Annotated in this window: 23 protein-coding genes; 11 read left to right on the top strand and 12 right to left on the bottom strand. The window is 69.7% G+C overall.

Annotated features, from left to right (window positions below):
• Positions 1 to 4: 4 nt before the first annotated feature.
• The gene (locus tag VMD50_RS22880; RefSeq protein ID WP_325431009.1) at positions 5 to 307 is read left to right on the top strand and encodes a GlsB/YeaQ/YmgE family stress response membrane protein; all 303 of its coding nucleotides are present in this window, start codon (positions 5 to 7) and stop codon (positions 305 to 307) included.
• Positions 308 to 354: 47 nt separating this feature from the next.
• Positions 355 to 1,380 (top strand): zinc-binding alcohol dehydrogenase family protein, encoded by a 1,026-nt coding sequence (locus tag VMD50_RS22875; RefSeq protein ID WP_414686142.1) that lies wholly within the window; start codon positions 355 to 357, stop codon positions 1,378 to 1,380.
• Between the two features lie 7 nt (positions 1,381 to 1,387).
• Here VMD50_RS22875 and VMD50_RS22870 read toward each other — a convergent pair whose 3' ends face one another.
• Both VMD50_RS22870 and VMD50_RS22865 read right to left on the bottom strand, forming a co-directional pair.
• Entirely contained in the window at positions 1,388 to 2,149 is a 762-nt protein-coding gene (locus tag VMD50_RS22870; protein ID WP_325431005.1) for a CPBP family intramembrane glutamic endopeptidase, read from the bottom strand.
• A 35-nt stretch (positions 2,150 to 2,184) separates the two neighbouring features.
• Positions 2,185 to 3,204 carry an AraC family transcriptional regulator gene (locus VMD50_RS22865; protein WP_325431003.1) on the bottom strand — a complete coding sequence of 340 codons (1,020 nt, stop codon included), beginning with the start codon at positions 3,202 to 3,204 and terminating at the stop codon, positions 2,185 to 2,187.
• 73 nt (positions 3,205 to 3,277) lie between these two features.
• On the opposite strand from VMD50_RS22865, the gene VMD50_RS22860 reads away from it, so the two are divergent.
• Positions 3,278 to 4,591: a cytochrome P450 gene (locus VMD50_RS22860; RefSeq protein ID WP_325431001.1), complete on the top strand. Its 1,314-nt coding sequence runs from the start codon at positions 3,278 to 3,280 to the stop codon at positions 4,589 to 4,591.
• Here VMD50_RS22860 and VMD50_RS22855 read toward each other — a convergent pair.
• A complete protein-coding gene (locus VMD50_RS22855) occupies positions 4,588 to 6,987 on the bottom strand; it encodes a phosphoketolase family protein (RefSeq protein ID WP_325430999.1) in 2,400 nt (799 codons plus the stop codon). The two genes, VMD50_RS22860 and VMD50_RS22855, sit on opposite strands and share 4 nt — an antisense overlap.
• A gap of 38 nt (positions 6,988 to 7,025) precedes the next feature.
• The gene (locus VMD50_RS22850; protein WP_325430997.1) at positions 7,026 to 7,874 is read right to left on the bottom strand and encodes an SDR family oxidoreductase; all 849 of its coding nucleotides are present in this window, start codon (positions 7,872 to 7,874) and stop codon (positions 7,026 to 7,028) included.
• A 106-nt stretch (positions 7,875 to 7,980) separates the two neighbouring features.
• Between VMD50_RS22850 and VMD50_RS22845 the strand changes: the two genes are divergently transcribed.
• The 4 genes from VMD50_RS22845 to VMD50_RS22830 all read left to right on the top strand — a co-directional run bounded on the left by VMD50_RS22845 (position 7,981) and on the right by VMD50_RS22830 (position 10,584).
• A complete protein-coding gene (locus tag VMD50_RS22845; RefSeq protein WP_325430995.1) occupies positions 7,981 to 8,490 on the top strand; it encodes a GNAT family N-acetyltransferase in 510 nt (169 codons plus the stop codon).
• 72 nt (positions 8,491 to 8,562) lie between these two features.
• Positions 8,563 to 8,979 (top strand): hypothetical protein, encoded by a 417-nt coding sequence (locus tag VMD50_RS22840; protein ID WP_325430994.1) that lies wholly within the window; start codon positions 8,563 to 8,565, stop codon positions 8,977 to 8,979.
• A gap of 71 nt (positions 8,980 to 9,050) precedes the next feature.
• Positions 9,051 to 9,695 carry a TetR/AcrR family transcriptional regulator gene (locus VMD50_RS22835; protein WP_325430993.1) on the top strand — a complete coding sequence of 215 codons (645 nt, stop codon included), beginning with the start codon at positions 9,051 to 9,053 and terminating at the stop codon, positions 9,693 to 9,695.
• 52 nt (positions 9,696 to 9,747) lie between these two features.
• Positions 9,748 to 10,584 (top strand): SDR family NAD(P)-dependent oxidoreductase, encoded by an 837-nt coding sequence (locus tag VMD50_RS22830; protein WP_325430992.1) that lies wholly within the window; start codon positions 9,748 to 9,750, stop codon positions 10,582 to 10,584.
• A 23-nt stretch (positions 10,585 to 10,607) separates the two neighbouring features.
• Here VMD50_RS22830 and VMD50_RS22825 read toward each other — a convergent pair whose 3' ends face one another.
• Together VMD50_RS22825 and VMD50_RS22820 are read right to left on the bottom strand one after the other, a co-directional pair.
• The gene (locus VMD50_RS22825; RefSeq protein WP_325430990.1) at positions 10,608 to 11,126 is read right to left on the bottom strand and encodes a DUF427 domain-containing protein; all 519 of its coding nucleotides are present in this window, start codon (positions 11,124 to 11,126) and stop codon (positions 10,608 to 10,610) included.
• Positions 11,127 to 11,191: 65 nt separating this feature from the next.
• Positions 11,192 to 12,100 (bottom strand): undecaprenyl-diphosphate phosphatase, encoded by a 909-nt coding sequence (locus VMD50_RS22820; RefSeq protein WP_325430988.1) that lies wholly within the window; start codon positions 12,098 to 12,100, stop codon positions 11,192 to 11,194.
• Between the two features lie 150 nt (positions 12,101 to 12,250).
• On the opposite strand from VMD50_RS22820, the gene VMD50_RS22815 reads away from it, so the two are divergent.
• The 3 genes from VMD50_RS22815 (at position 12,251) to VMD50_RS22805 (ending at position 18,562) form a co-directional block, all read left to right on the top strand.
• The gene (locus VMD50_RS22815) at positions 12,251 to 14,647 is read left to right on the top strand and encodes a CaiB/BaiF CoA-transferase family protein (RefSeq protein ID WP_325430986.1); all 2,397 of its coding nucleotides are present in this window, start codon (positions 12,251 to 12,253) and stop codon (positions 14,645 to 14,647) included.
• Positions 14,648 to 14,794: 147 nt separating this feature from the next.
• A complete protein-coding gene (locus tag VMD50_RS22810) occupies positions 14,795 to 16,279 on the top strand; it encodes an acetyl-CoA acetyltransferase (protein ID WP_325430984.1) in 1,485 nt (494 codons plus the stop codon).
• Between the two features lie 111 nt (positions 16,280 to 16,390).
• Positions 16,391 to 18,562 carry an NAD-dependent epimerase/dehydratase family protein gene (locus tag VMD50_RS22805; protein ID WP_325430982.1) on the top strand — a complete coding sequence of 724 codons (2,172 nt, stop codon included), beginning with the start codon at positions 16,391 to 16,393 and terminating at the stop codon, positions 18,560 to 18,562.
• A gap of 6 nt (positions 18,563 to 18,568) precedes the next feature.
• Here the strand turns inward: VMD50_RS22805 and VMD50_RS22800 are convergent, their stop codons facing one another.
• The 6 genes from VMD50_RS22800 to lon form a co-directional block, all read right to left on the bottom strand.
• On the bottom strand, positions 18,569 to 19,294 hold the full coding sequence (locus VMD50_RS22800; protein WP_325430980.1) for a DUF72 domain-containing protein: 726 nt from the start codon (positions 19,292 to 19,294) through the stop codon (positions 18,569 to 18,571).
• A 7-nt stretch (positions 19,295 to 19,301) separates the two neighbouring features.
• Positions 19,302 to 19,934 carry an endonuclease gene (locus VMD50_RS22795; protein ID WP_325430978.1) on the bottom strand — a complete coding sequence of 211 codons (633 nt, stop codon included), beginning with the start codon at positions 19,932 to 19,934 and terminating at the stop codon, positions 19,302 to 19,304.
• Between the two features lie 42 nt (positions 19,935 to 19,976).
• Positions 19,977 to 20,309 (bottom strand): TfoX/Sxy family protein, encoded by a 333-nt coding sequence (locus tag VMD50_RS22790; protein ID WP_325430976.1) that lies wholly within the window; start codon positions 20,307 to 20,309, stop codon positions 19,977 to 19,979.
• 1 nt (position 20,310) lies between these two features.
• Positions 20,311 to 20,700, bottom strand: a complete 390-nt coding sequence (locus VMD50_RS22785) for a nitroreductase family deazaflavin-dependent oxidoreductase (RefSeq protein ID WP_325431112.1) — start codon at positions 20,698 to 20,700, stop codon at positions 20,311 to 20,313.
• Positions 20,701 to 20,790: 90 nt separating this feature from the next.
• On the bottom strand, positions 20,791 to 21,291 hold the full coding sequence (locus VMD50_RS22780; RefSeq protein WP_325430974.1) for a hypothetical protein: 501 nt from the start codon (positions 21,289 to 21,291) through the stop codon (positions 20,791 to 20,793).
• Positions 21,292 to 21,495: 204 nt separating this feature from the next.
• Positions 21,496 to 23,814 carry an endopeptidase La gene (lon, locus tag VMD50_RS22775; protein WP_325430972.1) on the bottom strand — a complete coding sequence of 773 codons (2,319 nt, stop codon included), beginning with the start codon at positions 23,812 to 23,814 and terminating at the stop codon, positions 21,496 to 21,498.
• Between the two features lie 142 nt (positions 23,815 to 23,956).
• Here lon and VMD50_RS22770 point away from each other — a divergent pair, with 142 nt between their 5' ends.
• Positions 23,957 to 25,087 (top strand): phytanoyl-CoA dioxygenase family protein, encoded by a 1,131-nt coding sequence (locus VMD50_RS22770; protein WP_325430970.1) that lies wholly within the window; start codon positions 23,957 to 23,959, stop codon positions 25,085 to 25,087.
• Positions 25,088 to 25,097: the final 10 nt, after the last annotated feature.

Genomic DNA, 25,097 nt, shown 5'->3' with positions numbered 1-25,097 from the left:
CCGCATGGACGTCATCGCAGCAACCGAATTTCTTGCCCGATCATCCACCCTGACCAGCGTCGGCTGGCTCGGCTACATCATCATCGGCGGCCTGGCGGGGGCGCTCGCCAGCAGGATCATGAGAGGCAGCGGAGCCGGCATCCTGATGGACATCGTGATCGGCATCGTCGGCGCGTTGATCGGTGGCTTCATCCTGAGCTTCTTTCTCAACACCGCCGGCGGCGGCTACATCTTCACCTTCTTCACCGCGCTGCTCGGCTCGTTGATCCTGCTCTGGGTCGTGGGCATGGTGCGCCACCGGACCTGATCACGGTAACCCGTTGCGGCCGTGCCCATTAGCGGCATGATGTAGTGATGGCCTCGGCGGCGACCACCACTATGCGCGCGTGGCGGGTGCGCCACCCGGGACCCATGGAGACCGGCCCGCTCGAGCAGGTCACCGCCGAGGTGCCGCGGCCCCAACCGTCGGAGCTGCTGGTCGCGGTCCGCGCGTGCGGGGTGTGCCGCACCGACCTGCACGTCACCGAGGGCGACCTCCCGGTGCACCGCGTGGGGGTGACGCCCGGCCACGAGGTGGTGGGGGAAGTCATCGAAGTCGGCCCTGAGGCCGGCGACGGGTTCAAACCGGGGGACCGGGTCGGCATCGCCTGGCTGCGCCACACCTGCGGCGTGTGCAAGTACTGCCGGCGGGGCAACGAGAACCTCTGCCCGGAATCCCGCTACACCGGCTGGGACGCCGACGGCGGGTATGCCGAATACGCCACCGTCCCAGCCGCTTTCGCGCACCACCTGCCGAGCGGTTACAGCGACACCGAGCTTGCCCCGCTATTGTGCGCCGGCATCATCGGATACCGCTCCCTGCTGCGCGCCGAGCTACCGCCGGGTGGACGGCTGGGCCTCTACGGCTTCGGCGGCAGCGCCCACATCACCGCGCAGGTGGCGCTGGCTCAGGGCGCCGAGGTGCACGTGATGACCCGCGGAGCCGAGGCCCGCAAGCTGGCCCTCGACCTCGGCGCGGCGTCGGCTCAAGGCGCCGCCGACCCGCCGCCCGTGCCGCTGGACGCCGCGATTCTCTTTGCTCCCGTGGGAGAGTTGGTGCTGCCCGCGCTGGAGGCGCTGGACCGCGGCGGCACGCTGGCGATCGCGGGAATTCACCTCACCGACATCCCGCCCCTGAACTACCAGCGCCATCTTTTTCAGGAGCGCCAGGTCCGGTCGGTCACGTCGAACACCCGCGCCGACGCGCGGGCTTTCCTCGATTTCGCCGGTCAGCACCACATCGAGGTGACCACGCCGGAATACCCCCTCGACCGGGCCGACGAGGCCCTGACCGATCTCAGCGCCGGCCGCATCGCCGGCGCGGCGGTGCTGCTCGTCTGAGCGGGCCTCAGGTCGACAGGTGCCAGACCAGCGCCGCGGCCAGGGCACCGAGCCCGTTCAGCGACCAGTGCAGCGCGATCGGCGCGATCAGGCTGCCGCTTCGCCGCCGCAGCCAGCTGAAGACGAAGCCCGCCGCCCCGGTGGCCAACACCGCCAACGTCACCCCGGCCAGCATCCCAGCGAACCCACCGCCGAACAGCCGGGTGAAGCCGACGTTGTTGCTGGTGAGCCCCAGCGACGTGGCGACGTGCCAGAGGCCGAACAGCAGCGACCCGCCCAGCGCCACGCCCCGGAAGCCCCAGGCCCGGTTCAGCGCGCCGTGCAGCACACCCCGAAACGCCAGCTCCTCGGGGATCACGGTCTGCAGCGGGATGATCACCATGGAGGCGATCAGGGCGCCGGAGACCGTGGCGTAGTGGTTGTTCAGGAACATCGGCCGGGTCATCGGCAACAGGATCCCCAGGGCGATCACCGCCGCCACGACGCCCACGGCGGCCAGCGCGTAGCCCAGACCGGACCGCCAGTGCTCGCGGCCCAAACCGAGATCGGCCCAGTCCAGACCCCTGGTGCGCATCAGAATCGCCAGGCCGACGGCGGCGGCCGGGACGGTGGCGACGCTCGCCCACGGCGTGGTGAAGTGCGCGATCAGGTTCGTCAGCACCAGCACCACGACGACCACGGCGATGTCGAGGTGGATGTGGAACCGCTGCAGCGCCGAGGGCTGCCGTACCAACGGATGGGTGTCGGTGGCAGCCGGCGCGTCAAGCATTGGGCAAGCTTACCCGCGAACCCCGTTTCCCCAGTTCAATGTCGCCTGCTGGGCGCATGCCCGTTCCATCGAACATGCGCTCGTGTGAATGCGGCGGTCTCCGAGTACCCGAGCCGGCGTGCGGTTTCCTCGACACTGAGACCCGCGTTCAGCAGTTCGGCGGCCAATGTCGCGCGGACCTCCTCCAGTAGCGCGCGGTAGCTGGTGCCCTCGGCTGCCAGTCGGCGGTGCAGGGTGCGTTCGGTGATACAGAGTTCTTTGGCGACGGCGGCCATCGTGGGAATCTCTGTCGAGTCTTGAATCAACCGGGTGCGTATCGCCGCCGAGATCCCACGCCGGGCGCGCCGCCGATTCAGCAGCTCCTCGCACTGCCGGATGCAGATCGCCGCAGTCTGGGGATCGGCCGCGGGCATCGGCTGATTGACCAGGCCGGCTGGGATCGCCAGCGCGTTGCGCGAGGTTTCCTGCACGATGACGGTCAAGTTTTCGATCTCCACCATGTCGGTCGGCAACGGCAGATCGGCGAACTCGACTCGCACGGTTATCGGCGGGTGGCCGGCGCCGAGGAGCAGGGGCAGGGTTCGCAGCATGATCGCGAAGTCACGCTCGAGCAGGAATCGCCGCACATCCCGCGGAACCTGCGCATCGTCGAAAGCCACGACCGCCTCGGTATGGCTCACCTCCGGGCCGGCCAGGCTCAAATACGAGGCCGTGAGCGCGGCGTACCGGCACGCTACGTCGATGGCGTCACCGAACGTCGGACTGGCCATCAAGGCGAAAGCCAGGATGCCAATATCGGCGATGCTGTAACGCGAACCGGTTTCCATGCCGAGCCCGGGTTGGTCGCCGAGTAGCCCGATCAGGTTTCGGATGATGGTCAGCTCTTGGCCGCCGTAGACCTCGATGGCGGGATCGGCGAGCTCGTCGGGCGTCAAACCGGTTCCGGACAGGCAGGACGCGGCATCGAGCCCATGCTGCCGGGCGGTTTCCAGGACGTGCCGCGCAGTTGCCGAGGACTGTGCCACGTCCCAGACCGATGACGCGACGCCGCGCATGTGTCTGAAAATATCAAATGCCTGTCCGAATCCATCATTCCGGTGGTGGCGCGGCATCCCTAGCGTCATCCGTATGCCCACCGAACTCCTCAGGCCCCCACCGCGGGCTCTCTTCTCGGCGGCCCGCAGCTCCGTGCCCAGCCTTTTGCGGCCCGTCGCGACCGGCGCATACCGCGACCTGCGTCGTCCGCGGCCGAGCTCAGCGCCGGCCTCCGTGCCGCGCACGACGCTCGACCCCACGCTCGCGCCGCACATCGCCAACCCATATCCCGACTACGAGCGAATCCGCGAGCATCCCGTCGTCATCAACGAACGACTCGGCGTCTGGATGATCGGGCGATACGACGCCGTGCACGCCGCGGTCCGCAACAACGTGGTGTTCTCGTCCAAAGACGGCGTTATGCTGCGATCGTTCGTGTCCAGCGTCGTTCTCCTCGCCGACCCGCCCGAACACACCCGGTTGCGCCACATCACCGCGCCGATGTTCAGCAAACGAGCGGTTCAGACGTTCACGACGGACATCCGTGAACTGGCCGCCGAGTCGATCGCGAAGCTGTCCGATGGCGACGTCGTCGACCTTGTGGCGGCGTTGACAATCCCGATGCCGATCAACGTGATCGCCAGAATTCTCGGTGTTCCGCACGATCAATGGCCGGCGTTCCGGGCGGTGTCGGACAAATTCGCGCAGATGTTCGCTCCTCGATCAATGCCAGAGGTCGCGCGTTTCATGGGGTCGATCCTGCAGGCCTACGTGCAAATGCGAAGCTTCCTCGACACCGAAATGCGCCGCCGCGCCAGCGAGCCGGCCGACGACCTGCTGAGCCGGTTGCGGGCCGCGACAGCGACGGGCGAGCTAACCGATGACGAAGCGTTCATGTACGCACTGATCCTGTTGGTGGCCGGCAACGAGACGACAACCAACCTGCTGGGGATGCTCTTGATCAGGCTGGCCGAAGACCGCGAACTGTTCGCGGAACTGAAAGCCGACCGCAGCCTGCTTCCCGCCGCGGTGGAGGAGACTGCTCGGTGGGGCTCGCCGGTTCAATGGGTGACCAGAACCGCAACCGCCCCATATCGGATCGGCGACACCGTGATCCCCAAGGGCGCGAAGACAGTGCTGTTCTACGCATCGGCCAACCGCGACCCCGCCAAGTTCACCGACCCGGACCGCTTCGATATCCACCGCGACACCACGGGGCATCTGGCCTTCGGCCACGGACTTCATTTCTGTCTGGGGGCTCATCTCGCGCGGCTCGAGGCGATCACGGCCCTCGACTACCTGCTCGACGAAGTCGACGACCTCGAACTGGCCGGGCCCGTCCGATGGGGTACGACGCCGTCGTTGCAGGGTCCGGCGTCGGTGCCCGTGCGGATCAGGCGGCGCTAAATCCGCTCGCTCGACTCCCAGGTCCATCCTGCGATCGCCGGGTCGTCCTCGCCGTGCTCGCGGGTGTAGCCGCGGGCGGCCAGCCGGGCGTCGACCATGCGCTGACGCAGCATCGCGGCCTGGCTGGCCAGCCCGTCCACCCGGTCGATGACGTCCATCACCAAGTGGAACCGGTCGAGGTCGTTGAGCATCACCATGTCGAACGGCGTGGTGGTGGTGCCGCGCTCCTTGAAGCCGCGCACATGGATGTGCGGGTGGTCGGTGCGCCGGTAGGTGAGCCGGTGGATCAGCCACGGGTAGCCGTGGTAGGCGAAGATGACCGGCTTGTCGCGGGTGAACAGCGCGTCAAACTCCCTGTCCGGCAAGCCATGTGGGTGCTCGGACTCCGGCTGCAGGCGCATGAGGTCGACGACGTTGACGACCCGGACGGCCAGGCCGGGCAGTTCGCGACGCAGGATGTCGGCGGCGGCCAGGGTCTCCAGCGTCGGGACGTCCCCGGCGCAGGCCAGCACCACGTCGGGTTCCGCGCCTAAAGATCCAGCCGTGCTCGCCCACGGCCAGATGCCCAGGCCGCGCGCGCAGTGGGCGATGGCCTGATCCATGTCCAAATAGGCGAGCGCGGGCTGCTTGCCGGCGACGATCACGTTGACGTAGTTGCGGCTGCGCAGGCAGTGGTCCGCGACCGACAGCAAGGTGTTGCCGTCCGGCGGCAGGTACACCCGCGTCAACTCGGCCCGCTTGTTGGCGACCAGGTCGATGAACCCGGGATCCTGGTGCGACGCGCCGTTGTGGTCCTGGCGCCAGACGTGTGAGGTCAGCAGGTAGTTCAGCGAGGCGATCGGCCGCCGCCACGGCAGCTCGCGGCTGGTGGCAAGCCACTTCGCGTGCTGGTTGAGCATCGAGTCGACGATGTGGACGAACGCCTCGTAGCAGTTGAACAGGCCGTGCCGCCCGGTCAGCAGGTAGCCCTCCAGCCAGCCCTGGCACAGGTGCTCGGAGAGCACCTCCATCACCCGGCCGTCCGGCGCGAGGTGCTCGTCGTCGGGCCCGATCTCCGACAGCCACACCTTGGCCGTCGAGCCGTAGACCGCGTCGAGCCGGTTGGAGGCGGTCTCGTCGGGACCCATCAGGCGGAACCGGTCGGAGTTGCGGGCGATCACGTCGCGCAGGAAGGTGCCCAGGATCCGGGTTGCCTCGTGCGTCTGGGTGGCCGGCCGCGACACCTGAACCGCGTAGTCGCGGAAGTCGGGCAGGTCGAGGTCGTGCAGCAGCAGGCCGCCGTTGGCGTGCGGGTTGGCGCTCATCCGGCGGTCGCCGCGGGGCGCCAGCGCCCGCAGCTCGGGGCGCAGCGCGCCGCTGCTGTCGAACAGTTCCTCGGGCCGGTAGCTGCGCAGCCATTCCTCGAGCTGTGCGCGGTGGGTGGGATTGTCGTGGGTTTCGGCAAGCGGCACCTGGTGGGCCCGCCAGGTGCCCTCGACCTTCTTGCCGTCGACAACCTTCGGGCCGGTCCAGCCTTTGGGCGTGCGCAGCACGATCATCGGCCAGACGGGCCGCTCGACACTGTTGCCGCCGCGCGCGGCGCTTTGGATGGCCGCGATCTCGTCGAAGGCGTCGTCGAGCGCCGCGGCCAGTTGCCGGTGCACGTCGGCGGGATCATCACCGGCGACCGTGATGGGCCGGTAGCCGTACCCGCGCAGCAGCGCTTCCAGTTCGGGGTGGGGGATGCGGGCCAGCACGGTCGGGTTGGCGATCTTGTAGCCGTTGAGGTGCAGGACGGGCAGCACCGCGCCGTCGGTGACCGGGTTGAGGAACTTGTTGGAGTGCCAGCTGGCCGCCAGCGGGCCGGTCTCCGCCTCGCCGTCGCCGACCACGCAGGCCACCACCAGGTCCGGGTTGTCGAAGGCCGCGCCGTAGGCGTGCACCAGCGCGTAGCCCAGCTCGCCGCCCTCGTGGATCGACCCGGGCGTCTGGGCCGCGACGTGGCTTGGGATGCCGCCGGGAAAGGAGAACTGCCGGAACAGCTTTCGCAGCCCTTCGGCGTCCTCCTCGATGCCGGTGTACACCTCGCTGTAGGTGCCCTCGAGGTAGGCGTTGGCGACCAGCCCGGGCCCGCCGTGCCCGGGGCCCGTGACGTAGATGACGTTGCCGTCGCGGTTGCGGATGACCCGGTTCAGGTGGGCGTAGATGAGGTTGAGCCCGGGCGTGGTGCCCCAGTGCCCCAACAGCCGGGGTTTGATGTGCTCGGGCGACAGCGGCTGGGTCAGCAGCGGGTTGTCGAGCAGATAGATCTGCCCGACCGACAGGTAATTGGCGGCGCGCCAGTACGCATTGATGAGGTCGAGCTCGTCGTCGGCCAGGGACGTGGTCGTCCGGGTTGCTGCGGTTTCTGCGGTCACCCGGCCGATTGTCCGCGCCTCAGGTGAACGGCGCGCGTCTACTCCGCGCCGCGGGCGCGCGCCTCGTAGGCGCGGCGCTTTTCCACGTCGACGTCATCGGTGAAGACGTGGTCGCCGCCGAGCATGCGGTTGAGCCCCTCGGCGAGGCGGCGCGGCCAGAATTTCTGGGACACCACCATCGCGCCCGCGGCCTTCGTGATCCGCACCCGCGGCTTCGGGTGGGCGATCAGCCCGACGATCGCGTCGGCAATCTCCGCCGGCTCGGCGTTCCGGAAACCCTTCATGCCGGGAGTCCCGGCGGCGAGCTCGGTGTTGACGAACGTCGGCAACACCATCGAGAACTTCACGCCGGTCGAGTGGTACTCCAGCCGGGCCGAGTCGGTGAACCCGACGACCGCGTGCTTGCTGGCGCAGTAGGTGGCCAGGCCGACGACGTTGAGCTCCCCGGCCAGCGAGGCGACGTTGATGACGTGGCCGGATCCGCGGGGGACCATGCGCTGCGCCGCCAGCTTGCTGCCCAGGATCACGCCGTAGACGTTGATGTCCAGGATGCGGCGGGTGACCGGGTCCGGCTCGTCGATGATGCGGCCGACCGGCATGATGCCGGCGTTGTTGATCAGCACGTCGATGGGGCCGAGTTGGCGCTCGACGTCGTCGAGGAACTCCGCGAACGAGTGCGCGTCGGTGACGTCGAGCCTGCCGTAGACGTCCAGGCCCAGCGCAGCGCCCGACTCCTTCACCCGCACTTCGTCGATGTCGCCTATTGCGACCCTGGCGCCCAGGTTGTGCAGCGCGGTCGCGGTGGCCAGCCCGATTCCCCGCGCCCCGCCGGTGATCACAACCACCTTGTCGCGGACCTTGAGACCGATCGATGCCGTGTCTGCCATTGTGGTCCTCCCACCGAGGTTGACGCGTGTCAGGTTCGTGCTGGGGTAAGCACAGCACTCGGCGTCGCGTCGCGCAAATAAGGCCGTCGCGGCCGATACTGCAACGATGACCGAGGTGCGGGCGGCCGTCCCCGCGGACGCCGACGAGGTGGCCCGGGTGCAGGTGCGGTCGTGGCAGTCTGCCTACCGGGGCCTGATCGCCCCGGACTACCTCGACGGCCTCACGCCCGAATTCTTTGCCGACCGCTACACCTTCGGCCGGGTGGGACTTCGGATGCCGTCAACCATGGTCGCGGTCGACGGTTTCGCGATCCGCGGCCTGGTGACGACGGGCCTGTGCCGTGATGGGAACTTCCCGAATTTTGGTGAGCTGATGGCGATTTACGTCGATCCCGCGTATGCGCGCCGCGGAGTCGGGCGGTTGCTGATGGCCGCCGCCCGGGGGCGGCTTCGCCTGGTCGGCGTGGCGGGCGCCGTGTTGTGGGTGTTGGACGGCAACGCCCCCGCCCGGCGGTTCTACGAACGCGACGGGTGGAGGTTCGACGGCGCCCGCCGAACAACGACTTTCGGCGACTCACCGGTGCGCCAGGTGCGCTACCGGTGCGAGCCGGTCTAGTCGGCGCCCTTGCTCGCGTCGCGTTCGAGCTGATATGTTGACGGCGATAACATCGCAGGGAGGTGCGCAGCGGTGAAAGCGATGTTCGACGGCGAGAATTCGATCCCGGCGGCGCAGCCGTGTGCGGACGGTTATCCGTCGGTGTGGTTGCAACTTCAGGTGCGGCGGCTGAACCATCTGCCCACCTTTGCCGCCGCGATACCGTCGGTGATCGCGCACGCCAAGGCCTTTCCCGGCATGGTTCGCTTCGGGTTCGACATCGATTGGGAACGGGGCAGGTTTCGGACGTTCGGCGCGTTCGACACCCGAACCTCGCTGCAGGCCTACATCACCGACGGCGCGCACGGGGTGGTCTACCGACGCCTCCGCGGCCGGCTCGGCGAGGTCTCCGTCAACTACGGCACCCTGCCCGTGACGGCTCTGCCGGCCACCTGGGACGAGATACCCCACTCGCGCTTCGCCAAAGACCCGACAACGCACGCCAAATGAAGTGGCGGACCTTCCCGGGCGCTGCGGTGAGTCTCGGCGGAACCGCTGGGCGGCGATGTCACCATAACGCTATGCCACGACGGCCAACCGCGCATCGCACCGACACGTACCACCACGGGGACCTTCGAAGGGCCCTGCTGGACAACGCCGTGGAACTGGCCCGCGCCGGTGGCCCCGACGCGGTGGTCATGCGCGACGTGCAGCGCCGGGCGGGCGTGAGCAACGCGGCCGCCTACCGCCACTATGCGGACCGCGATGAATTGCTCGCCGGGGTCATCGCCTATGCCCTGGAACGGCTGGCCGCCACGATGCACGAAGCCGTGGACGCGGTGCCGGCGCGCGGCAATCGAGAGCGCAGGGCACTGGCGCGATTCCGCGCGACCGGCCAGGCGTACGTGGACTTCGCGCTCGCCGAACCCGGATTGTTCCGCACCGCTTTCGCGGCTCACCCGGCCAGCCGCAAGGCCGTCGAGGCCGCCGAAGACGCTGCGGGGGAAGAACATCCGTTTCATCTCCTGCGACGCTGCGTCGATGACCTGGTCGCGACCGGGGTGATCTCGCCTCGCCGACGAGCCGGACTGGACGAAGCGGCATGGGCCGCCGTCCACGGCCTGGCCACCTTGTACTTGGACGGAGCGCTGAGCGGCCTGGGGACGGCCGAGAAGCAGCAAATCACCGGCCGCCTGCTGGACGCCTTCGAGCGAGGCGTCGGCTAGCGGCGCATCTCAGATGTTGACGCCGCTAACATGTAAGGGTTACGCTTGCGCCGTGAACGCCGTCGACAGCGCGCGCCCGATGAGCGCCAACCGATTTCGCAGTCGCTACGGGCCGTGGGCCGTGGTCACCGGGGCCAGCGACGGCATCGGTCGCGCGATCGCCGGCGAGCTCGCCCGTCGCGGTGTCAACGTGGTGCTGGCGGCCCGCAGCCGGGCGCGGCTCGACGCGATCGCGCGGGAAATGCGCGATGCCACCGGCGTCGAAACCCTGGTCGTCGCAGCCGATCTCGCCGACGCCGCGGGAACCTCAGCGCTTGCCGATGCGACGAGCCGCCTCGACGTCGGCCTCGTCGTCCTGGCCGCGGGTTTCGGGACCACGGGCCCCTTCACCGACTTGGCGCTGGCTCCGGAGCTGGAGATGATCGCGGTCAACGTCAGCGCGGTGACCGCGCTGGCGCACGCGTTCAGCCCCCGCCTGATCCGCCGTGGAAGCGGCGGCATTGTGTTGTTCGGGTCGATCGCCGGGTGGCAGGGCGTTCCCGGGCAGGCCACCTACTCGGCAACGAAGGCCTATGTCCAGAGCTTCGCCGAAGCGCTGCACGGCGATCTGCGCCCACACGGGATCGACGTGCTATCGGTGGCACCGGGTCCCGTCCGCACCGGCTTCGGCGCGCGGGCCGGGATGACCATGAACTTCGCCACCACACCCGAGGTGGTCGCCAAAGCCGCCCTCTCGGCTCTGGGGCGCCGCACGACCGTCGTGCCCGGGCTGCAGGCGAAGTTTCTGACGGCGTCGCTCATGGCGCTGCCCCGAGGCCTTCGCAGCGCGATCCTTGCGGGCGTGATCCGCCGGATGCGCAACGCAGACCATGCCGGCGTGAGGGGTTGACCCCTTCGGGGCCGCGCGTATCGTCACCACCCCATGGATCCTGGGACGCCCTTGAACGGACCGGTGACCCAGCTCGTGATCCAGCCCCCGTAGAAACCGCCCGGTTGCGGCGCCACGACCTCGCCGTTGACCGTGCAGCGGTCGACTTTCGACACCAGCACCGCGACCGCGCCGCGTATCGAGGCATACCCGGGCGATGGGTTGAGGTAGCTCCACGCGGCCCTCGATGCGACGACGGTCGTGGTGACCAGGTCGTAATAGGTCGCCTGACCTTTCCACTCGCACCACGAGCTTCCCGGCGCCTCACGCAACGTTGCGGCCGCAAAAGCTTCCCTCGGAAGGTAATAGGTCGGCGGATGACTGGTCTCGAGCACCCGCCAGGCCCGTTGGGTGGACGCGATCACTTCGCCGCCCAGCTCCACGGTGATGGGCCCGTTGAACGACTCCACGCGCGGCGGTCGCGGGTAATCCCACACCGATTCCCGCTCGGGGGCGGCCCCTGGGCTGTCGGCTCGGCTCACGCGGGCAGCCTCCGGACTCATCGATCGAGTTTCGGTCGCCTATGCGACCGAAGGTGATCCCAGGTTAAGCGAATCGGGGTTGCGCCTCAGCGCAGAGAAAGCCACACCAGGCTGGCGGCCCCGGCCAGGACGCAGTAGACGGCGAACGGTGTCAGGGTCCGGGTCTGGAAGTATCGCGTGAGGTAGCGGACGGCCAGGTAGGCCGCGACGAAGGAGGCCACACTGCCGGCCAGCACCTGGCCGTGGATGCCCGCCCCGACCGGCCCGAAGAGATCGGGGATCTTGTACACCCCGGCGGCCAGGATGATCGGCGTGGCCAGCAGGAAGGAAAACCGCGCGGCGTCTTCGTGGGACAGGCCGCGCCACAGCCCGGCCACCATGGCGATGCCCGAGCGGCTGATCCCGGGCAGCAGCGCCAGGATCTGGGACGCCCCGATCAGCAGCCCGCGGCGCATCGGCAGTTGGGCCAGCCGGTTGTCGATGGCCTCACCGCTGTGCGGCTCGTCGCGCTCGTCCATGGCGCCCACCGGCGAGACGCGGCGGCGCAAAACCTCACCCGCGTAAAGGACAAACCCGTTGACCATGAGGAACGCCGCCGCGGGTATCGGCTTGCCCAGTGTGGTCCGGAACAGGTGCTCGAGGGCCACCCCGGCCAGCCCCACGGGGATCGTCCCGACCACGATCAGCCAGGCGAGCCGCTCGTCGGGCGTCTGGATCCGGCGATACCGCAGCGACGAGACGAAGCCGGCGACGATGCGCAACCAGTCCCGCCAGAAGAACACCAGCAGGGCGGCGGCGGTGGCGACGTGCAGGCCGACGATGAACGCCAGGTAGGGCGATTCGGGGGCGGAGACGTTGAGGTCCCGGGCCCATTGTCCGCCCACCAGCGCGGGCACCAACACCGCGTGCCCCAGGCTGGAGACCGGGAACAGCTCGGTGACGCCCTGGAACGCGCCGACGATCACGGCCTCGACGTAGCTCAGGTGGGCGGTCATGGGCTGAGGGCCTCCATCCGGGGGATCGTCGACAGGACTACCGAGCGTAGCGGGTCCGGATTTCCGTTCGAACCGGCTTGGGCGGCTGGGCATTTGGTCTCCACGCGAACATGCGCGGTTAGCTGCGGATGCTCCGGGTACGGTGGGCGGATGGCCGACGGGTTGCTCGACGCCGTGCGCGTCCTCGACTTGGCGAGCGGCGACGCCGACGCGGTGACCCGGCTGTTCGCCGACCTGGGTGCCGACGTGCTCAAGGTCGAGCCTCCCGGGGGAGACCTGGAGCGCGAGGAATTGCCGACGCTGGCCGGCGCGAGCATCCCGTTCGCTGTGCACAACGCCAACAAGCGCAGCGCCGTGCTGGACCCGCTCGAGGAGGACGACTGCTACCGGTTGCTCGACCTCGCCGCCGAGGCCGACATCGTCGTGGACAGCGGCCTGGACGGGCTGGGCGGCGCGTTCGGCGCGCCGGGCCCCGACCTGGCCGCCCGATACCCGCACCTGGTGGTGCTGTCGATCACCGACTTCGGCGCGACGGGCCCGCGGTCGTCGTGGCGGGCCACGGACCCGGTTCTGTACGCGATGTGCGGCTCGCTGTCGCGGTCCGGTCCCACCACCGGCACCCCCGTGTTGCCGCCGGACGGCATCGCTTCCGCCACCGCCGCCGTCCAGGCGGCGTGGGCCGCGCTTGTCGCCTACTACAACCGACTCCGTTGCGGCACAGGCGATTACATCGACTTCTCGCGGTTCGACGCGGTCGTGATGGCGCTCGACCCGGCGTTCGGCGCGCACGGGCAGGCCGCTGCCGGCGTCCGCCGCAGCGGCCGGTGGCGGGGACGCCCGAGAAACCAGGACGCCTACCCGATCCTTCCGTGCAAGGACGGCTACGTCCGGTTGTGTGTGATGGCGCCGCGGCAGTGGCGCGGCCTGCGGCGCTGGCTGGGGGAGCCGGAAGACTTCCAAGATCCCGAGTACGACGCGATCGGCGCCCGCTTTGCGGCCTGGCCCGAGATCAGTTTGCCGGTGCGGGCCCTGTTCGCCGAGCAGACCATGAAGGACCTGGTGGCCGCCGGCCAGGCGCACGGGGTGCCCATCGCGGCGGTGCTGCCACCGTCCTGGGTCCTCGGCTCCGAGCACTTCCAGGCGGTGGGCGCGATCACGGAGGCCGAGCTCGTCCCCGGGGTGCGCACCAGCGTGCCCACCGGCTATTTCGTCGTCGACGGACAGCGGTCGGGTTTTCGCACGCCGGCCCCCGCCGCGGGGGAGGACGAACCGTACTGGCGCGGCAATCCGGTGGTGGTGCCGGCGCCGTCGGGCAGGGTGGGCGAGCGGCCGTTGGCGGGGCTGCGGATTCTGGACCTGGGCATCATCGTCGCCGGAGGCGAGCTGGGCCGGCTGTTCGGCGACCTGGGCGCCGAGGTCATCAAGGTCGAAAGCGCCGACTACCCCGACGGACTGCGGCAGGCCCGCGCCGGCGACGGCATGAGCGAGTCGTTCGCGTGGACCCACCGCAATCAGCTCGGGCTCGGCCTGGACCTGCGCAGCGAGCGGGGCAAGGACGTCTTCGGGCGGCTGGTCGCGGAGGCCGACGCGGTGTTCGCCAACTTCAAGCCGGGAACCCTTACCGCCCTTGGCTTTTCCTACGACACGCTGCGCCGGCTCAACCCGCGGATCGTGCTCGCCGGCAGCAGCGCCTTCGGCAACACCGGTCCGTGGAGCACCCGGATGGGCTACGGCCCGCTGGTCCGCGCCGCCACCGGCGTCACGCGGCTGTGGACGTCCGACGCCCCGGACGACGACGCGGACAACGGCGCGCGGCATTCCTTCTACGACGCGACGACGATCTTTCCCGACCATGTGGTCGGGCGGGTGACCGCGATCGCCGCGCTGGCCGCGCTGATCCGCCGCAATCGGACCGGCCGGGGCGCCCACGTGCACGTCTCGCAGGCCGAGGTCGTGATCAACCAGCTCGACACGCTGTATGTCGCCGAGGCCGCGCGGGCCGCGGGGCTCGGCCCGATCCGCGACGACACCAGCCTGCACGCGGTGTACCCGTGCGCCGGTGACGACGAATGGTGCGTCATCTCGATCGGCTCGGACGAGGAATGGCGCTGCATGGCAACCCTTTTCGACCACCCGCAATGGGCGGACGACCCGCGCTTCGCCACCGGCGAGTCGCGCCTGGCCAACCGGCGCGAGCTGGTGGAGCTGGTGTCGGCCCTGACCCGCACCCGCACCCCGGTGCGCGTCGCCGAACTGTTGCAGTCGGCCGGGGTTGCGGCCGGGCCGATGAACCGCCCGCCCGACATCCTGGAGGACCCGCAGCTGACCGAGCGAAAACTCTTCAGCGACATGGCGCATCCGCTGATCGAGCGGCCGCTGCCGGCGGAGACGGGTCCCGCGCCGTTTCAGCACATTCCGCCCGCCCCACAGCGCCCGGCGCCCCTGCCCGGCCAGGACACGCGGGAGATCTGCCGACGTTTGCTCGGCATGGGCGCCGACGACACCGAGCGGCTGATCGACGAAGGCGTGCTGTTCGCAAGCGACTAATGCCCGACGCCGCTTGCGCCGAGCGTCACGCTGGGGTGGCAGCGGCGGTCCAGCGTCACGCTGGCGTGTCCCCCGTGAGCGGGCGGCACCCCGCAAGCGGTGAATGCCCGGCGCCGGCCCGATTCATAGCCACGCTAAATTCGTCGTATGACCGTCGATCCCAGGACACCGGTGTTGATCGGCTACGGCCAGGTCAATTGCCGCGACGACATCGACCCGGCGACGCGGTCGATCGAGCCGGTCGACCTGATGGCCGACGCGGCCCGCCGGGCCGCGGATTCCCGGGTGATCGAGGCCGTGGATTCCATCCGCGTGGTCAACGTGCTGTCGGCGCACTACCGCGATCCCGGGCTGTTGCTCGGCCGGCGGATCGGCGCCGGTGACTTCACCACCCTGTACAGCCCCGTCGGCGGCAACGTGCCACAGTCGCTGCTCAACCAGGCCTGCCTGGACATCCAGCGGGGCCGGGCCGGCGTCGTGCTGTTGGCCGGCGCCGAAACCTGGCGCACCAGAAGGGGGCTCAAGGCCAAGGACGGCAGACTCGAGTGGACCGTGCAGGACGAGTCCGTTCCGACGGCCCCGGTCGCCGGCGACGACGTCCCGATGGCCGGCGACGCCGAGCTCAGGATCGGGCTCGACCGGCCCGCCTACGTCTATCCGCTGTTCGAGCAGGCGCTTCGCATCGCCAACGGCGAGTCCGTCGAGGACCACATCGAGCGCGTCGGCGAGCTGTGGGCGCGGTTCAACGCCGTCGCGGTCGGCAATCCGCACGCATGGATCCGCACACCGATAACCGCCGAGGAGATCCGGCGGCCCGGACCGCAGAACCGCATGATCAGCTGGCCCTACACCAAGCTGATGAACTCCAACAACATGGTCGACCAGGGCGCCGCGCTGATCCTGACCTCGGTCGAGCAGGCCGAGCGCCTGCGCATCCCCTCCGAACAGTGGGTTTACCCGCATGCGGGCACCGACGCCCACGACACCCCGGCCGTCGCCGAGCGCGACGAGCTGCACCGCTCGGCCGCCATCCGGATCGGCGGCGCGCGGGCGCTGGAGCTGGCCGGCCTGGGCATCGACGACGTCGACCACGTCGACCTGTACTCCTGCTTCCCCTCCGCCGTTCAGGTCGCGGCGGCCGAACTCGGACTGAGCACCGACGACCCCGCCCGCCCGCTCACCGTCACCGGCGGGTTGACCTTCGCCGGCGGCCCGTGGAGCAACTACGTGATGCATTCCATTGCCACCATGGCCGAGCTGCTGGTGGCCAATCCCGGGCACCGCGCCCTCATCACCGCCAACGGCGGCTACCTCACCAAACACAGCTTCGGTGTCTACGGCACCGAGCCGCCGGCGGAATTCCGTTGGGAGGACGCCCAACCGGCGGTCGACCGCGAGCCCACCCGCAAGGGCCTGGTCTCCTGGGAGGGCGTCGGGACCGTCGAATCGTGGACCACACCGTTCGACCGCGAGGGCGAACCCGAGAAGGCCTTCGTCTCGGTGCGCACGCCCGACGGTTCGCGCACGCTGGCCGTCATCGGCGAGCCCGCCGCAGCCGAAGCCACCGTGCGCGAAGATATCGGTGGGGCCAAGGTTGCCGTCACCGCGGACGGCGCCGCAGTGCTGCAGTAGCCGGTCAGGGCCATTAGGCCCTGGACAGAGGGCAGTTGGTTGGGCAACGGTCGCGTAAGTGCTCGCGACTTGCCTATTGTCGAGTCTGGACGTTGGGAGAGGTGGACCCGGGTGCAGATCCTGGTTACCGACGCCACCGGCGCGGTCGGGCGGCTGGTCGCACGCCAGTTGCTGGCCGCCGGGCACGCGGTCATCGGGATTGCCGAGCGGCGCCACCCCTACCTGGACCCCGGCGTCGAGCTCGTTTGCGCGCCGCTGCGCCACCCCGTTCTGCAAGACCTGGCCGACGAAGCCGACGCGGTGATCCACCTGGCCCCGGTCGACACCAGCGCACCCGGCAGCGCGGATATCGACGGGGTCGCCCACGTCACCGACGCCGCCGCCCGCGCGGGGGCGCGGCTGCTGTTCGTGTCGCAGGCCGCGGGTAGGCCCGACCTGTATCGACCGGCCGAGGAGCTGGTGTCCACCAGCTGGGCACCCAGCCTGGTCATCCGGATCGCCCCGCCGGTCGGCCGCCGGCTCGACTGGATGGTGTGCCGCACGGTGGCCACCCTGCTGCGCAGCAAGGTTTCCACCCGGCAGGTGCGGGTCCTGCACCTCGACGACCTGGTGCGCTTCCTGGTGGCGTCGGTGCACAGCGACCGCACCGGCTCGGTGGATCTGGCGACTCCGGACACCATCAACGTGGTCACCGCGTGGCGGCTGCTGCGATCCGTCGACCCCCGCGCGCGGCTGCATGGTGTCCTCAGCTGGCCGCAGTTGACTCCCGCAATGGATATTGCTGCCGCGCAAGAGGATTGGGACTTCGAATTCGGCTGGCAGGCCCTCGACGCGGTTGCCGACACCGCGCGTGGACTCGTCGGGCGCCGGCTGCATGTCGCGGGCGCCATCAGCCACGACCGCCAGCTGGCCCTGCCGGTCGAGATCCTCCCGCGCCCCCGACCGTCCGAGGAGGTGCGCAGGGCGGCCCCCGACGGGATGGAGGGGGAGTTCGACGACCGGATCGATCCCCGGTTCCCGGTCTTCAGCGCGGCCAGGCTCGCCGAGGCGCTGCCCGGGCCGCTGACCCCGATGACGCTCGACGTCCAGCTGGGCGGTCTGCGCACGGCCAGCCGGGTGGTGGGTCACGTGCTCGCCCTTGGTGGCGTGGTCGACGACGAGTGGGGCAGCAGGGCCATCGCGGTCTTCGGCCACCGCGCCTACGTCGGGGTGTCGGCCAACGTCGTGGCCGCGGCGCAGCTGCCCGGCTGGGACCGGGACGCCGTCACCCGCCAGGCCCTGGTTGACCAGCCGCAGGTGGGAGACGTCCTGCCGTTCGGTGAGCCGAGGCTCGCCGAGGGGGCGGTCGGGTCGATGGCCAAGGCGGTCGTCGCGGCGCGTTCGCTGGCGCTGATGCGCCGCCTCAAGCCCGACACGCGGGCCTATCGCGCGGCCGCCGAGGCCGAACACCTCGACTCCGCCCAGCTGGCCGCGCTGCCGGACGCGGCGCTCCAGGTCCGGGTGCGGCTGTTGAGGGACCGCATCAACCAGGGCTGGATTCTCACGGCGCTGTGGTTGATCGACTCCGGGGTCACCGCGGCGGCGCTGGAGCACACCCGGGCGGCGTCGAGGGTGTCGGGGCTCGGCATGATCATGGAAAGCACCCGCGTCGCGGCCGAAACCGCCCAACTGGCGGCGGCGTTGCGCGCTGACCCGCCGCTACGCGCGCTGGCCGCCGAAGGCAACGTCGGCAGCATCCGCGCGTTGTCCCCCGACACTGCCGGCGCTCTCGACGCCGCCGTCGCCCGGATCGGGCACCGTGGGCCCGGTGAGGCCGAGCTGGCCAGCCAGGTGTTCAGCGACAATCCGGCGATGTTGCTCGTGGCCGCCGCTCAAGCCGCTGAGGCGGCCGAAGCCGCCGAAGCCGCTGAAGCCGCTGAAGCCGCTGAAGCCACAGTGGCCGCCGCCACGCCGACCGAGCCCGCGCAGGCGAGGACGGTGGCACGGCGAATGGCGGCCAATGCCCGAGAATCGCGCGAGCTGGCCCACGACAGCACCATCCGGTTCACCCACGAACTGCGGATGACCTTGCGGGAGTTGGGCTCCCGACGGGTCGCGGCGGACCTGTTCGACGTGGTCGACGATGTCTATTACCTGACCTGTGACGAACTGGTCACCATTCCGGCCGACGCGCGGCTGCGGATCAAGCGCCGACGCGCCGAACGGGACCGCTTGCAGGCGCAGCGCCCACCCGACGTGATCGACGGGGCGTGGACCCCCGTTGAGCAGGTCGCCGATACCTGACCCGGATCAGCCCAGAAGCCCACGCAGATATAGCGCGTTGCGCACGGCGTGGCCGCCGAGGTCGTTGTTGAAATACATCCACACGTCCTTGCCGTCGCCGTCCCATCCCCTTATCCGGTCGGCCCAGCGCCGCAGCTCGCCGTGCGAGTAGCAGCCGGCATAGATCGCATCCTGATCCGGACCGTGCATCCGGACGTACACCAGGTCGGTGGTGGCGCGCGGCACGCACGCCAGCCCGGCGCCGCTCATCACCACGTATGCGGCGCGGCGCCGTTCCAGCAACGCATACACGGCGGGGTCGTTCCAGGACGGATGCCGCAGCTCGACGGCCACCCGGATCGAGTCGGGCACGAGGGCCAGGAAAGCATCCAGGCGCGCATCGTCGCGCTGTTGCTCGGGGTGCAACTGAACCAGCAGCACCCCGTGGCGATCGCCCAGCAGCTGCCAGCAGCGCTCGAACCGCTCGATCCAGGGCTCGGGGGAGGACAGCCGACGGTAGTGGGTCAGTCCCCGATGCGCCTTGACCGACATTTTGAAACCGTCGGGCAGCTGGTCGCGCCACCCGGCGAACGTCGAATCCTTCGGCCACCGATAGAAACTGGCGTTCAGCTCGACGGTGTCGAAAACCTCGACGTAGCGGGCCAACCGGCGCGCCGACGGCAGTCCCGTCGGGTACAGCACATCCGCCCAATGGTTGTAGGACCATCCGGATGTGCCGATCCGTACGGTCAATGCCCGGTCACCCGGCCACCCGGCGGCGCACGTCGTCGTCGAGCGATGCCCGGACGAGCGCGGCGGCCAGCCGCGCATTGTCGTGCGGCGCAAGGGCTCCCAGCTTCTCCGGCTCGGCGGGCAGACCCAATCGCTTCGCGGCCGTGGTGGCGCGGTCGTCGAAGTACGGCCGCACCCAGGTCCAGACGTCCTGCACTTCGCGGAGGTAGATGTCGGCGCCGGTATCGCCAATTCCGTTGAATTCCTTCAGCATACGTTTGGTCGCAGCGACGTCGTGCCGGCTGCGTTCGGCGATTTTGCGCAGATCGCCGCCGTAGTCGTCACGGACGCGCTCGGCCATGTCGGTCAGGCGGGTGGCCGAGCTTTCGTCGTAGCGCACGTAATGGGCGCGGCCGAACGCGCTGATCATCGTCTGCCTGTCAGCCGCCAGCACGGCTTTCGGTGTCCGCAGGCCCGCCTTGAAGAGTTCGTGTGCGGCGCGCACGGCGATGGCGGCATCGATCGGCTTGCTGGCCAGCATGCACAGCACCAGCAACTGGAACAGCGGCATCGGCTTGTCCCTGATCGTGATGCCGGCTTCGGCTGCGTAGGTTGTCCCGGCGACCTTGAGCAGCCGTCGCACCAGTTGGCGCTCGTCCATACGGCACCGCTTACCCGGGCCAGGTCGGGGTTAACCGCACGGTCATTTTGGGGGCAGGCTGCGGGCGTACCCGATTCCGCGGGTGACCCAGCCCTGCAGCAGGCGTTTGGTTTGCAGGCCGTCGACGTGAACACACAACCAGCCACGGGCTTCCCGGCCCGCCATCACCATCGGGCTGACGTGGTCCCGTTCGAGCAGCTTGTCGGTGTCGTCCGGCGGTACCCGCACCAGCAGGCCGCCCCGGCCGCTGGCCGCCACCGACATGTTGCCGTTGACCAGGAAAGCCAGGCCGCCGAACATGCGCTTCTCCTCGACGCCCCGCTCGGAGCCGAGCAGTTCGCGGACGCGGTTGGCCAGGTCTTCGTCGTAGGCCATGTCAGTCCAGGTCGACCCGGATGGTCAGCAGGTCGCTGCCCATCGTCCGCACTCCTGCGCTGTTGAGTCGGGGTAAGCTCCGCAGCCGTTGCCGCGGGTCATCGTCAGGCAGCAGATGCGCAGTGCCATTGCGCCACTGACCATTGACGCGTACCCGCACCGCTGGGTTGGCCTTGATGTTGTAGACGTAGTCCGAGTGGTCGCCGTGCTCGGAGACCATCCAGAATTGGTTGTCCACCACGCTTCCGCCGACCGCCGTGCGCCGCGGCTGCCCGCTCTTGCGGCCCGTGGTTTCGAGCATGGTCACCGGCAACTTCCGGCCCACCGGGTTGACTACAAGCCGTTGAACTCTGTGCACGAATCGCCGTTTCAGACTCATGCTGTTATTCAACGCCGACCCTTCTGCCGATGTCACGCGCAACGGCAACAGCCGCCCCCAATGTCGGGGGCGGCTGTCGCATTGCGGCTTTGGGTCCCGGTTTTAGCGGGGGGTTCCGGGCGTTCCGGCGCCGCCGTTCACCTGGCCTCCGGCCCCGCCCGCAGGCGTGTACGCCTGGAAACCGGCAGACGTGTTGACGCCCCACTGGCCCACCTGCGGGTTGAATACGACCGGAAGTTGGGTCCCGTCGGGGTCACCAACCGGCGGCACCCAGGTTGCCGGGAGCCCGTAGCTGCCCGGGTCGTTGTAGTGTCCCGGCGGCGGCGCGCCGCCCTGTCCGGGCGGAAGCGGACTGCCCGGCTGGTTGCAGTTGACGCCCGGCCCACCGTTACAAATGGGCTGCCCCGGCACCGGCCCCTGCCCCGGCCCATTCGGGCCCGGCACGTTCGCGCCCGGCACGTTCGGACCCGGCACATTCGGGCCCGGCCCCGGCATGTTCGGACCGTTCGGATCGGCTTGCGCGAAACCGGCCCCGATCCCGAGCGCCGCGGATCCGAGAGCGCCTGCCATCGCAGCGGTTGCCGCCATCTTGTTGAGCTTCATGTGAACTCCCTCGTCGAGCGGGTTGGCTGCCACGCAGGCAGCGCAACAGCGTTGACGTCGTTGTTCAGTTATCGCAGCTCCCATTTTCGGGCTGCGAGGGATCACCCCCGACCTCCCGGCTACCCGGGCCGGCCGAACCGAAAACGCGATCGCGACGATTTATTCCCAGCCGTCCCGGCCAGTCGACCAGCGATCAGCAGGCTCCTAGGCCGCGACGGTCGCGGCCTGCGGCACCGGTTCCAGCGCCTGCGCGACGATGTCGGCGACGTCGGTCATCGGCTTCACCTCCAGCGCGCCGAGCACCTCGGCAGGAACGTCGTCGAGATCGGGCTCGTTGCGCGACGGGATGAAAACCGTTGACAGGCCCGCACGTTGGGCCGCCAGCAGCTTCTGCTTGACGCCGCCGATCGGCAGCACCCGGCCGTTCAGCGTGACCTCGCCGGTCATGCCGACGTCGGAGCGCACCTGGCGCCCGGTCGCCATCGACACCAGCGCGGTCACCATCGTGACGCCGGCCGACGGGCCGTCCTTGGGCACCGCGCCGGCGGGCACGTGCACGTGGATGCGCCGGTCCAGCGCCTTGGGGTCGACGCCCAACGCGTCGGCGTGCGAGCGGACGTAGGACAGCGCGATCTGCGCCGACTCCTTCATCACGTCACCCAGCTGACCGGTCAATTGCAGACCGGGCTCGCCGTCGGTGGCTCCGGCCTCGATGTAGAGCACGTCGCCACCCAGGCCGGTGACGGCCAGGCCGGTGGCCACGCCGGGCACCGCGGTGCGTTCGGCCGATTCCGGCGTGAACCTCGGACGGCCAAGGTAGTCAACCAGGTCCGGCTCGTCGACGGTGATCGGCTCGGGGCTCTCGGCCAGCTTGGTGGTCACCTTGCGCAGCGCTTTGGCCAGCAGCCGCTCGAACTGCCGCACCCCCGGCTCGCGGGTGTAGTCGGCGGCGACCTTGCGCAGCGCGGCGTCGGTGACGACGACCTCGTCGTCGGTCAGCGCCGCCCGCTCCCGCTGCCGCGGCAGCAGGTAGTCGCGGGCGATGGCGACCTTGTCGTCCTCGGTGTAGCCGTCGATCTGCACCAGCTCCATGCGGTCCAGCAACGCCGACGGGATGTTCTCGATCACGTTCGCGGTGGCCAGGAACACCACATCGGACAGGTCGAGATCCAGGTCCAGGTAGTGGTCGCGGAACGTGTGGTTCTGCGCCGGGTCCAGCACCTCGAGCAGGGCAGCCGAGGGATCGCCACGGTAGTCGGAACCAACCTTGTCGATCTCGTCGAGCAGCACGACGGGGTTCATCGACCCCGCCTCGCCGATGGCCCGCACGATCCGGCCCGGCAGCGCGCCCACGTAGGTGCGCCGGTGCCCGCGGATCTCGGCCTCGTCGCGCACACCGCCCAAAGCGACGCGCACGAACTTGCGGCCCAGCGCCCGGGCCACGCTCTCGCCCAGCGACGTCTTGCCGACCCCGGGGGGGCCGGCCAGCACCATCACGGCGCCGGAACCGCGCCCGCCGACGACCTGCAGCCCGCGCTGGGCCCGACGGGTGCGCACGGCCAGGTATTCGACGATGCGGTCTTTGACGTCGTCCAGCCCGTGGTGGTCGGCGTCCAGGATTTCCCGCGCGGCCTTCAGGTCCGTGGAGTCCTCGGTGCGCACGTTCCAGGGCAGGTCGAGCACGGTGTCGAGCCAGGTGCGGATCCAGCCGCTTTCCGGGCTCTGGTCGCTGGCGCGTTCCAGCTTGCCGACCTCGCGCAGCGCGGCCTCGCGCACCTTTTCGGGCAGGTCGGCGGCCTCGACGCGGGCGCGGTAATCGTCGGACCCGTCCGGTTCGCCCTCGCCCAGCTCCTTGCGGATGGCCGCGAGCTGCTGGCGCAGCAGGAACTCCTTCTGCGTCTTCTCCATGCCCTCGCGGACGTCCTCGGCGATCTTGTCGTTGACCTCGACCTCGGCCAGGTGGCTGCTGGTCCAGTCGACCAGCACGCGCAGCCGCTCGGCGACGTCAACAGTCTCGAGCAGCTGCCGCTTCTGCACGTTCGTCAGGTACGACGCGTAGCCGGAGGTGTCCGCCAGCGCCGAGGGATCGGTCAGCCCGTTGACGTAGTCGACGATCTCCCACGCCTCACGCCGCTGCAGCATGGCCAGCAGCAGCTTCTTGTACTCGGCCGCCAGCGCCTTGACCTCGTCGGTCACCTCGGGCGCCGGGACGTCGGTCACCTCCACCCACAGCGCCGCGCCGGGACCGGACGCGCCCGCCCCGATCTGCGCCCTGCGCTCGCCGCGCACGACGGCGGCGGTGCCACCGCCGGCGATCCGTCCTACCTGCAGGATCTTCGCGATCACACCGTGCGAGGGGTAGCGGTCCTCGAGTCGCGGCGCGATCAGCAGCTGCCCCGATTCGCTGGCCTTCGCGGCGTCGATCGCCGCCCGCGCGGCGTCGTCGAGCGCGATCGGCACGACCATGCCGGGCAGCACGATGGTGTCCGTGAACAACACAGGCACCGACTTGGCTTCAGCCATCAATCCTCCAAAAGTTGAGTCTGATGCGCTTAACCCAGCCCGGCGCCGGTTTGTTCCCCGGCGGGGCCCCACCCCCAGCGGTTCCGCGGCGGATTGTGGTGGCTATCACATCGCCGCATCGGCGTTCTGCGACAATCGGCACGTGCCGCTGACGCGCCCGGCCCCGCACTTTCTCGACCCGGACATCCTCGAATCCGGGGCCCGGGATGTCGCACGCGCCGGTGCGATCACGTTCCGCGTCGGCGACGACGCCATCACCTACGCCGTCGACGGGCCGACGATCCGCGTCGACGAGGGCCGGGACGACGGCCCCGCCGTCGTGCGCCTCTCCCGCCAGGCCTGGGACGACATGGTGAACCAGGTCCGCACGGTCATCAACCTGTTGCTCAGCAACGACCTCCTCTTCGAGCGGGGCGGATTCGAGCAGCTGGCCGACTGGGATCCGATCCTGCGGTATCTGCATGCCGGCATCCCGCCGTACGATCCGGCCCGCGCCGACCTGCAGGGGCGCGACCCACGCGCGGTCTTCACGCTCGCAGCCGGCGACGACGAATTGGCGGCCCAGCTACGGACGATGGGCTACCTGCACGTCAGGGGAGTCTTCGGCCCCGACGAGATGCAGGCCGCCAACCGCGAGGTCGACCGCCTTGCGGCGCAAGCCCGCCCCGGCGACGACCAGTCCTGGTGGGCCACCGCCGAAGACGGCACGGGTGTGCTGTGCCGACTGGTCTACGCGACGTTGCGCTCGCCGGTTCTGGCCGCCCTGGAAAACGATCCCCGGGTGCGGCGGCTCGGCACCCTCATCGACCCCGCGCTGCGCGCGGCCCCCGACCGGATGGAGGGCAGCGCGGTGTTGCTCAAAGCGCCGGGGAACACCAGCGGGCTGTCCAACATCCCCTGGCATCAGGACTGTGGCATGGGCGGACACGCCATCATGTGCCCCGCGGCCAGCGTCGGCATTCAACTCACGGGCTCGGACCCGTCGACCGGCAACCTGCAGGTCGTTCCCGGAAGCCACGGTCAAGCCATCCATTACCGGTGGGAACAGCGGCTGCAGCAGGTGCCGGTGGTGAGCATCGACACCGCACCGGGCGACGTCACCGTCCACATCCAGGACCTCATGCACGCCTCACCGCGCCCGACGGGCGCCGGCGGCCGCCGCACCATGTATGTCACCCACTACCCGCCGCGGCTCTTCGACAACATCGGACCGGGGCAGGCCTTCAACGACCTGGTGCGCAACCGCACCGAACAGGTCGCGCGTCTGCAGTAGTCCCGCCCGG

Origin of the sequence: Mycobacterium sp., from assembly GCF_035506235.1 — a bacterium.
Classification (GTDB): domain Bacteria; phylum Actinomycetota; class Actinomycetes; order Mycobacteriales; family Mycobacteriaceae; genus Mycobacterium.
Note: the sequence above shows the minus strand (reverse complement) of the source record. Positions and strands in the feature narration are given on the sequence as shown.